General features: G+C 63.8%; 8 protein-coding genes and 3 pseudogenes. 8 read left to right on the top strand and 3 right to left on the bottom strand.

Features of this window, described 5'->3' with window-relative positions:
* Both JCM9942_RS06515 and JCM9942_RS06510 read right to left on the bottom strand, forming a co-directional pair.
* Positions 1 to 330 (bottom strand): annotated as a pseudogene (locus tag JCM9942_RS06515) (DUF58 domain-containing protein); the annotation flags it as partial.
* A gap of 13 nt (positions 331 to 343) precedes the next feature.
* Positions 344 to 1,291, bottom strand: coding sequence for an AAA family ATPase (locus tag JCM9942_RS06510; protein WP_054658556.1), 948 nt, complete (start codon positions 1,289 to 1,291; stop codon positions 344 to 346).
* A gap of 36 nt (positions 1,292 to 1,327) precedes the next feature.
* On the opposite strand from JCM9942_RS06510, the pseudogene JCM9942_RS06505 reads away from it, so the two are divergent.
* From JCM9942_RS06505 to JCM9942_RS06495, 3 genes and pseudogenes are all read left to right on the top strand, one after another.
* Positions 1,328 to 3,177 (top strand): annotated as a pseudogene (locus JCM9942_RS06505) (glycosyltransferase family 39 protein).
* Between the two features lie 69 nt (positions 3,178 to 3,246).
* Complete coding sequence (locus tag JCM9942_RS06500; RefSeq protein ID WP_054658554.1) at positions 3,247 to 4,194, top strand: glycosyltransferase family 2 protein; 948 nt, start codon at positions 3,247 to 3,249, stop codon at positions 4,192 to 4,194.
* Positions 4,191 to 6,029: a glycosyltransferase 87 family protein gene (locus tag JCM9942_RS06495; RefSeq protein ID WP_054658552.1), complete on the top strand. Its 1,839-nt coding sequence runs from the start codon at positions 4,191 to 4,193 to the stop codon at positions 6,027 to 6,029. Before JCM9942_RS06500 ends, JCM9942_RS06495 begins: the two co-directional genes overlap by 4 nt.
* A 15-nt stretch (positions 6,030 to 6,044) precedes the next feature.
* Here JCM9942_RS06495 and JCM9942_RS06490 read toward each other — a convergent pair whose 3' ends face one another.
* A complete protein-coding gene (locus JCM9942_RS06490; protein WP_054658550.1) occupies positions 6,045 to 6,617 on the bottom strand; it encodes a Maf family protein in 573 nt (190 codons plus the stop codon).
* Positions 6,618 to 6,731: 114 nt separating this feature from the next.
* Here JCM9942_RS06490 and JCM9942_RS06485 point away from each other — a divergent pair, with 114 nt between their 5' ends.
* The 5 genes and pseudogenes from JCM9942_RS06485 to JCM9942_RS06465 all read left to right on the top strand — a co-directional run.
* Complete coding sequence (locus JCM9942_RS06485) at positions 6,732 to 7,241, top strand: YceD family protein (RefSeq protein WP_054658549.1); 510 nt, start codon at positions 6,732 to 6,734, stop codon at positions 7,239 to 7,241.
* Positions 7,242 to 7,347: 106 nt separating this feature from the next.
* Positions 7,348 to 7,545 carry a 50S ribosomal protein L32 gene (rpmF, locus tag JCM9942_RS06480; protein WP_054658547.1) on the top strand — a complete coding sequence of 66 codons (198 nt, stop codon included), beginning with the start codon at positions 7,348 to 7,350 and terminating at the stop codon, positions 7,543 to 7,545.
* A gap of 88 nt (positions 7,546 to 7,633) precedes the next feature.
* Positions 7,634 to 8,599: a beta-ketoacyl-ACP synthase III gene (locus tag JCM9942_RS06475; RefSeq protein WP_054658546.1), complete on the top strand. Its 966-nt coding sequence runs from the start codon at positions 7,634 to 7,636 to the stop codon at positions 8,597 to 8,599.
* A gap of 34 nt (positions 8,600 to 8,633) precedes the next feature.
* On the top strand, positions 8,634 to 8,822 hold the full coding sequence (locus tag JCM9942_RS06470) for a hypothetical protein (protein ID WP_054658544.1): 189 nt from the start codon (positions 8,634 to 8,636) through the stop codon (positions 8,820 to 8,822).
* Between the two features lie 4 nt (positions 8,823 to 8,826).
* Positions 8,827 to 9,129: pseudogene (locus JCM9942_RS06465) on the top strand (ACP S-malonyltransferase); the annotation flags it as partial.

The following is a 9,129-nucleotide window of genomic DNA, read 5'->3' as shown; positions in this document are numbered from 1 at the left end:
ATCCTGGCGGGCGATCACCAGCCGCAACCGCAGTGGTTGGCCGGCGGCGACCGGCTCGGCTGAGAGCGCTTCCAGTTGCAGCCCGGACAGCTGCAGGTGGGCCTGCAGCGCGCTGGCCAGTGCGGTGGTTGCCAGCAGCAGCGCAAGCAGCAGTGCGGGATTGTTGTTGTAGTTGAGCGCGCCCAGCAGCATCACCGTCAGCAGAACGGCCAGAAACAGGCCAAAACCCGTGGGCAGCACGTAGATCCGCTTCCGGTCGAGGGTGACCGGAAGGGTCTCGGGATGGCGTGGACGGGCCAGCAGCTGTAACACCTGCCAGTCGCCGCGCATGAGCTGGCGTACTTCAATCAACCTGCACACCGTGCAGGATCGCGCGGGCCAGCGCCGGCCCGGTGGTCGACTCGGCTTCGGGAACCAGCCGATGGCCGGCCACGCCCAGGAACAGCGCCTGCACATCTTCCGGCAGCACGTGCTGCCGTCCCAGCAGCAGCGCATGGGCCTTGGCCGCACGCAGCAGGGCGATGCCCGCGCGCGGTGACAGTCCCACCCGTATCCCCGGTTGCTGGCGGCTGCGCGTCAGCAAGCGCTGTACGTAGTCGATCAGCGCATCGCTGGCATGGATGTGTTCAACGGCCGCACGGAGCTGGCGGATATCGTCTTCGGACAGGCATGGCATTGTCTGTGCGATGAGTTCCCGGCGGCTGCTGCCTGCCAGTAGGGCACGTTCGGATTCGGTATTGGGATAGCCCAGGGTCAGCCGCAGCAAAAAGCGGTCCAGCTGCGAATCGGGCAGCGGGAAGGTGCCGGACATGTCGGCCGGGTTCTGGGTGGCGATCACGAAAAACGGATCGGGCAGGGCATGGGTCACGCCATCGAGCGTGACCTGCTGTTCGGCCATGGCCTCCAGCAGCGCACTCTGGGTGCGCGGCGGTGCCCGGTTGATCTCGTCGGCCAGCAGCACATTGCAGAACACCGGCCCGGGATGGAACTGGAAGCTGCGGCTGTGGGACTCATAGATCGAGATGCCCAGTACATCGGCCGGCAGCAGGTCCGAGGTGAACTGCACACGCTGGAACTGCAGGCCGACGCTGGAGGCCATGGCATGCGCCAATGTGGTCTTGCCCAGGCCCGGCAGATCCTCGATCAACAGGTGCCCGCCGGACAGCAGGGCGACAAAGGCCAAACGCACTTCAAGGGCCTTGCCCAGCAGCAGCGCGTTGACCTGCTCCTGCGCCTGGCGCAGGGACTGCAGTGTGACTTGGGTTAGCATTCCGGGCGGTGCGACTGGCATGGTCGTCTCGTATATCTGGTTTCAAGGGGAGTTTACGTGGCAACTGCGAGCGAACAACGTGCCTGCACGACGTTTCTTGTGCTGTGGGCGTTGATCAGCGGCGTCAAAGTTCTCATCGCGGCCTATCTTCCCCTGTTCGTGGATGAGGCGTTCTACTGGCAGGAAGGTCAACATCTGGCACCGGCCTATTCCGATCTGCCGGGATTGACGGCCTGGCTGACGCGCCTGGGCGTGGAGCTGGTCGGCAACCATCGTCTCGGCGTGCGCCTGCCGTTCCTGTTGCTGGGGGCGCTGTTGCCTTGGATGGTGGTCAACATCACCACGCGCTGGTTCGGTGCGCGTGCCGGCTGGCAGGCGGGTGCATTCACGCTGCTGATGCCGCTGTCGGCGACCCTGGGCATCCTGGCGGTGCCCGATGTGCCCATGGCCATCGCGGCGGTGCTCTGTCTGGATGCCGGCGCGCGGCTGCTGCGCAATGTCGATGCGGGAGCGGTGCTGCTGCTGGCGCTGGGGTTGCTGGTCGGCGCGCTGAGCCACTACCGCTTCATCGGTGTGATCGTGGTCGGCTTCATTGCCCTGCTGCTGTTGCCGGAGGGTCGGCGGATGCTGCGCGATGCCCGCGTCTGGGTGGCGATAGCGTGGGGATCGTGGCGTGGCTGCCGCTGCTGGCGTGGAACCTGGACAACCAGGATGCCGGACTGAAATTCCAGATACTGGAACGTCATCCATGGAGCTTCCATGGTGACGGCTTGTGGTTCCTGCTGATCCAGCCGTTGATGGTCACGCCCGTGTTGTTTGCCGCCCTGGCCTGGGTGGCCATCGAGGGTCTGCGCCGCGGCCGGGGCGGTTTTCGTCATCTGCAGTGGCGCTATTTCGCGCTGGTGGGCACCACCTCGACCCTGCTGATCTTCCTGCTCGGATTCTTCACCGATGTGGAACGTGTCAGTTTCCATTGGCCGTTGCCCGGATACCTGGCGTTGCTGGCCTGTGTGCCCCTGATGCTCAACCGCTGGCCCCGCTTCTGGCGGCGCAGCGTCTGGGCGGTGGCTGCGTTGGGACTGGTGATGGCCCTGGGCTACTACGTGATGGCATCGGCGCCGTCGTTGCGCGAGCAGATGGCCGGCAGCAAGTACTACCCGCGCAATTTCGCCGGATGGCAGCCGCTGGCCGATGCGGTGCGCGACGAGCTGGCGCAGATGCCGGCCGAGACCGAGATAGTGGCCGGCAGTTTCAAGGTCGGGTCCGAGCTGGGATTCCGCCTGGACGATGCGGCCATCAAGGTGCTGCCGCATGAACTCAATGACCGGCATGGTCGCACCGCGCAGCTGGCCCTGTGGGGTCTGATCAGCGATGGCAGCCGCACCGTTCCCCAGCTGCTGGTGATCGCCCCTGGCGACCAGCGTTATCGCGATCTGCTGGCACGCTATCACCGCATCTGCGCGCTGGTCGGGCCACTGCCGCCACCGCGCGTGGTGTCCACCGATCACGGCTTCCAGCGATTTCTGCTGTTCCGCCTGCCTGCGGCCAAGGTGCAGGGACCGTGTGTGACGCCGGCGATGGCCTGGCTGGACACCCCTGTGGCAGGTGCCAAGGTCGCCGGGCAACTGGATGTGCAGGGCTGGGCCTTCAAGGACGGTGTAGGGCTGGCGCGGGTGGAGCTGCTGGTGGATGGGCGCAGTGCAGGTGATGCGAAGTACGGTCGCACCTTCGATGTGCGGCCTGCGTGGCCGGGAACCAGCGATCCTCGCCATCCCGACGTGGGGTTTGATGCGCAGGTGGATATCGCCGGATTGAAGCCGGGGCGACACTGGCTGGGGCTTCGTCTGTATGGCCAGGACGGCAGTGTCGAACAATGGATGGAGCAGCCGTTCACCGTGGAAAAATAGAACGCGGTGCGGTCCCGGATATGGATTGCGAGAGCGCTTGACAGGGTAGTTTCAACAGCTGATGGGATAATGGAAAATTTCGACATTGCGGTATTGATTCCCTGCTACAACGAGCAGGCGGCGATTGCCAAGGTGGTGGCCGACTTCCGCCTGAGCCTGCCTGCGGCAAGGATCGTGGTGCTGGACAACAACTCCAGCGACCGCACTGCCGAGATCGCACTTCAGGCGGGGGCCGAGATTGTGCGGGTGTCATTGCAGGGCAAGGGAAACGCGGTCCGGCGCGGCTTTGCCGATATCGATGCAGATGTGTATGTACTGGTCGATGGCGACGACACCTACGAGGCCGCTGCGGCGCCCGGTCTGATCCGCAAGTTGATCGAGGAGCGTCTGGATATGCTGGTCGGTGCGCGGCGTGATCAGCAGGCGGCTGCGTATCGGCCCGGACATCGGCTGGGGAACATGCTGTTGACGCGTTGCGCCGGCTTCCTGTTTGGCCGCAGCTTCGATGACATGCTGTCCGGTTACCGCGTTTTCTCCAAGCGCTATGTGCATTCCTTTGCCGCCCATGCACATGGGTTCGAGATTGAAACCGAACTGGCTGTGCATGCGCTTCAGCTGCGCATGCCGGTGGCCGAGGTGGATACCGTATATGGCGTGCGTCCGGAAGGCTCGCACAGCAAGCTCAATACCTGGCGCGACGGTTGGCGCATCCTCTGTACGATCGCCAAGCTGTTCAAGGCCGAGCGACCGCTGCTGTTCTTCTCGATTGGTTTTGCGCTGGCTGAACTGCTGTCACTCGGACTGGCGATTCCACTGTTCCAGACCTATCTCGAAACCGGGATGGTGCCGCGTTTTCCCACCGCAATACTGTGTGTGGCCTTGGCGTTGCTGGGGTTCTTGCTGCTTGCGTGCGGCTTGATCCTCGATACCGTGACGCGTGGGCGGGTCGAGGCAAAGCATCTGGCGTATCTGTCGGTGTCCAGGGGAGCCGCGGTTGATTCCGGTGATCGCCGGTGAGCGCGCAGCGGGCGGTGCATGCCGCAGGTTCCAGACACCGCTTTCTGGCCGCCGTTGAGCGGCGGTTCGCGTTCAACTCCCGTGCAAACATGGTGGCCGCGGCGCTGTTTGTGTCGTTGCTGGGGGGCTGCGTGTCGCTGTGGCTGGGACAGGATGCCAATTGGGATCTGCGCAATTACCACCTCTACAACGGATATGCCGCTTTGCATGGCCGGCTCGCGCTGGATCTGGCGCCGGCGCAGATGCAGAGCTACTTCAGTCCGCTGCTTGATATTGCCCAGTACCTGTTGCTGACCGGCGCGCCAGGTGCGCTGTCGGGATTCTTGATGGGCGTGCTGCATGGCCTGTTGTTCCTGCCGGCTGCAGGTATCGCATGGTGCGTGCTGGACGGGCGGAAAGAGCGCGCGTGGCTGGCGCCGTTACTGGCTTTGTCCGGCTTGTGCATGGGCGCGGTCCTGTCGGAATTCGGCAACACCATGGCCGATAACACCACCGCGCTGTTTGTGCTGTGCAGCGTATGGCGGGTGCTGCGTATGCAGGCCGGGGCGGCCTTGCCTCGCCCTGGCCACGGCTGGCTGCTGGCCGGCGCGTTGATCGGATTTGCGGTCGCGTTGAAGTTGACCAATGCCATCTATGCGGTAGGGCTGGCGGCCGCAGTGCTGGCCGGGCCCGGGCATTGGATATCCCGTTTTCGCGCGTTGCTGCTGGTGACTCTGGCGGCAATGGTGGTTGCCGTGCTGTCGGTGGGCTGGTGGTACTGGCAAGTCTGGCAGCAGTTCGGGAATCCGCTGTTTCCGCAGTTCAACGCGTTGTTCCAGTCGCCGCTGGCAGCGCAGGGTTCCATTGGCGACACACGTTGGTTGCCGGAGGGTTTCGCCGAACATCTGGCGTGGCCGCTGCTGTTCACCTTCGATCCCAAGCGGATCAGTGAGGTTTCCCTGACGTCGGGCATCTGGGCGATGTTGGCGGTCGCCATGTTCCTGCTGTTGGCCCGGCGCCTGCTGGGTAGGCGTGAGGGCGGTGGGGGGATGTTTGCGCCCGTACTGCGCAGCCTGGTGGTGTTCTTCGTCGTTTCCTACCTGTTGTGGCAAACCCTGTTCAGTATCCATCGCTACCTGGTGGCACTGGAACTGATCGCGCCGCTGCTGCTGTGGTGTGCCTGTGTGGCGCTGCGGCCTTCACCCCGGGGCATGCGGATGGGGGGATGGGCGATAGGCGTGTGTGTGTTGATTTCGCTGGCCGGCTGGGGCAACTGGGGCCATGAGCGCTGGGCGTCCAATGCGTTCGAAGTGCAGCAACCGCGTATCGACTCCCCCGGGGAGAGCGTTGTGCTGCTGGTCGGTGGCGATCCGCAGGCGTGGCGGGTCGCGTTTCTGCCACGTTCTGTGCGATACGCCGCGGTCGCGTCGAATTTTCCGGAGTCCGAGGGCTACCGCGCGCACTTGCGGCAGATGCTTTTAGACCGCCCACAGCAGTTTGCGATATTCCCCGGTTCCTCGGACAAGTTGGCGGCCCGGTTCGAGAGTCTGAATGCCAAAGTGGCGATGGCCGGGCTGGATCGCGAATCCGATTGCGCGAAATTGCGCTGGCTGACGCGCAGGTTGAAGGGGTTGCGCTCCGATGTACAGGTCACTGATGGGCGGTGCGTACTGATCCCGCGCAATGGCGCATTGCAGAGTGTCATGGAAGCCGAGGCGGAGCAGCGCGCCTTGGCGCAATCGCGATTGGCCGCCTACGGCTTGATGCTTGTGCCCGGGTCCTGCATCACCTTGACATCGCGTATCGGGCAGGGGCAGTTCCCCTATCAATGGTGTCGTCTGACTCCTGCGCGGTGATGGCGGGGAGGGGGCTCAGGGCAGCTGATAGCCCGCCTTGCGCAGCAGCTGCGCAAGGCGGATCAGAGGCAGGCCGATCAGGGCCGTGGGGTCCTGATTGTCGATCGCCTCGAACAGGCTGATGCCCAAGCCTTCGCATTTGAAGCTGCCGGCACAATCCAGCGGCTGTTCGGCGGCCACGTAACGCTCGATTTCGGTCTGGCCCAGGGTGCGGAACCGCACGGTGGTGAGATCCAGAGCATGCAGCAGCTCGGCGGCACTGATGACACAGACAGCGGTATGGAATCTGACGGATTTGCCGGACATGGCTGCCAGTTGCGCCAGTGCGGCCTCCGCGGTGCCGGGCTTGCCCAGCGGTTTGCCCTCAAGCTCCGCGACCTGGTCCGAGCCAATGACCCGGCTGTGCGGGTACTGCGCCGCGACCGCGCGGGCTTTGGCTTCGGCCAGGCGCTGCGCCAGGGCGCGAGGCGACTCCCCGGTCAGTGCCGATTCATCCACGTCAGGGCGTGCGCAGCTGAACGGAATCCGCAGTCGAGCAAGCAATTCTGCGCGATAGCGGGAAGTGGAAGCCAGAACCAGTGTTTGCATGCGAAAATACCGTCGGAAAGCACAGGCAGTCTGCGGCTGTGAAGGTCCGCATGGCAACCGGACAACAGGCCGGGTTTGACAGCGGCTTGGGTCATCCTTAACATTCTGCAGCTTATGTCCGCGAACGTACCCGAATTGCTGGATGCTTGGCGGATGGTCGCAGCACGCAGGTGCTTTGACGGCCAGGTGCCTCTGTCCGAATTGACCCGACTGCAGGGTCTGATTGCCGATGCCGAAGGCCAGTGCCGCTATGCATTGGAATTTGGCCGCGACGATACGCTGCAGGTGGCTTATGTCGAGCTGTCCATTGATGTCGAGTTGCCGCTGGTCTGCCAGCGCACCATGCAGCGTTTCCTGCTGCCGGTATCGGTGAAGCAGCGGCTGGGCCTGATCCGCGACGAGGATGAGGAATCTGCGCTGCCTCCGGATTACGAGGCGTTGCTGGTGCCGGAAGATGGCAATCTGCGGCCGCTGGATCTGGTGGAAGACGAATTGGTGCTGGCGGTGCCGGTGGTGCCGTTGTCACCCGGAAGTGAGGCAGTCGAAAAAGACTGGTTCGCGACCGATGCAGAATTGAGCAAGGCCAACCCGTTCGCGGCGCTGGCGGCATTGAAGAAACAATAGCGGCCGGTTGTCGTCGGCGGTCGCGGCAAAAGCGAAAGTAGTGCAGGACGCTGGCGTCCCGTGCAATTAAACGACGAAGCAAACGAATCGAGTTTGGAGCAATCCCATGGCTGTGCAGAAATCCCGTGTTACCCCGTCCCGCCGCGGCATGCGTCGTGCCCATGACGCCCTGAGCGCCAAGCAGCTGTCCACCGATCCGACCACCGGTGAAGTGCATCTGCGCCACCACATCACTGCTGACGGTTTCTACCGTGGCAAGAAAGTGATCGCGACCAAGTCCTCCTCGGTCGTCGAAGAAGATTGATTCGTGGCGGCCGCTGCGGAAACGTGGCGGTTGTCGCACCGATTCTTCCGGAGCCGCCTTCGGGCGGCTTCGCGCAACAGGAAACAGCATGAGCAAGCGGATTTATTCGCGGATCGCGGGCACAGGTAGTTATCTGCCCGAGAAAGTGTTGACCAATGACGATCTGACCAAGATTGTCGACACGACCGACGAGTGGATTCAGTCGCGTACGGGTATCCGTGAGCGGCATATCGCTGCCGAAGGCGAAACCACCGGTGATCTGGGCTACAACGCGGCGGTTCGCGCGTTGGAAGCGGCCGGCATCGAGGCTTCGCAGCTGGACATGATCATCGTGGGTACGACCACGCCTGATCTGATTTTCCCGTCTACCGCCTGCCTGATCCAGGCGCGTCTTGGCGCGACCGGTTCGGCGGCGTTTGACGTCAATGCGGCGTGTTCGGGCTTCATCTTCGCCCTGAGCGTGGCTGACAAATTCATCCGCAGCGGCGATGCCAGGCATGTGCTGGTGATCGGTGCGGAAACCCTGACCCGTATCGTCGACTGGGAGGATCGCACGACCTGCGTCCTGTTCGGCGATGGGGCCGGTGCCGTCGTGCTCAAGGCCGACGAAGAAACGGGCATTCTCAGCACCCATCTGCATGCCGATGGCAGCAAGAAGGAGTTGCTGTGGGATCCGGTGGGGGTGTCCACGGGTCTGGACAAGCCCGGCAAGATCCTGATGAAGGGCAACGACGTGTTCAAGTACGCCGTCAAGGCGTTGGACTCGGTGGTGGACGAAGCCCTGCAGGCCAACGGTCTGGACAAGTCCGCACTGGATTGGCTGGTGCCCCATCAGGCCAATCTGCGCATCATCGAGGCCACGGCCAAGCGCCTGGAGATGTCGATGGACCAGGTGGTGGTGACTGTGGACAAGCACGGCAACACGTCCGCCGGTTCGGTGCCATTGGCACTGGATGTGGCGGTCCGTTCCGGGCGGGTCCAGCGCGGCCAGCTGGTGCTGGTGGAGGCCTTCGGTGGCGGCTTCACCTGGGGCTCGGCGCTGCTGCGCTACTGATTCCACGCCCGGTCGCAGCACAGGCATCTTGCCTGTGCGCATCGAACAGCCTGTCGCCTGCGACGGGCTGTTTGCGTTTTGGGGCAAATGCGCGGCGGATATGCCGGCAGACCATTCCGGCGTTGTGCCGGACTTGCTGAATTGGTGCTTGCATACGCGCCAGTACAGACGGGTGGCGATGTTCGCGCTTATGATGCCCGGCTTCGATTTATCTGGCGGATGACCGCGTGACTGATTCCCGACTTGCTTTCGTGTTCCCGGGCCAGCTCCCAGTCGCTGGGGATGCTGGCCGAACTGGCCGAACTGAACCCGCAGATCCGTGAAACCTTTGCCGAGGCTTCCGAAGGCGCAGGGGTCGACCTGTGGGCGTTGTCGCAGGGCGGGCCGGACGAGCAGCTCAACCGCACCGAGTTCACCCAGCCGGCACTGCTGGCGGCAAGCATCGCGGTGTGGCGCCTGTGGAATGCGCAGGGCGGCGCCAAGCCGGCCGTGCGTGGCCGGCCACAGTCTGGGGGAATACACCGCTCTGG

Source organism: Stenotrophomonas pictorum JCM 9942 (genome assembly GCF_001310775.1).
Taxonomy (GTDB): domain Bacteria; phylum Pseudomonadota; class Gammaproteobacteria; order Xanthomonadales; family Xanthomonadaceae; genus Stenotrophomonas; species Stenotrophomonas pictorum.
This window is presented reverse-complemented; position numbering and strand designations above follow the sequence as displayed.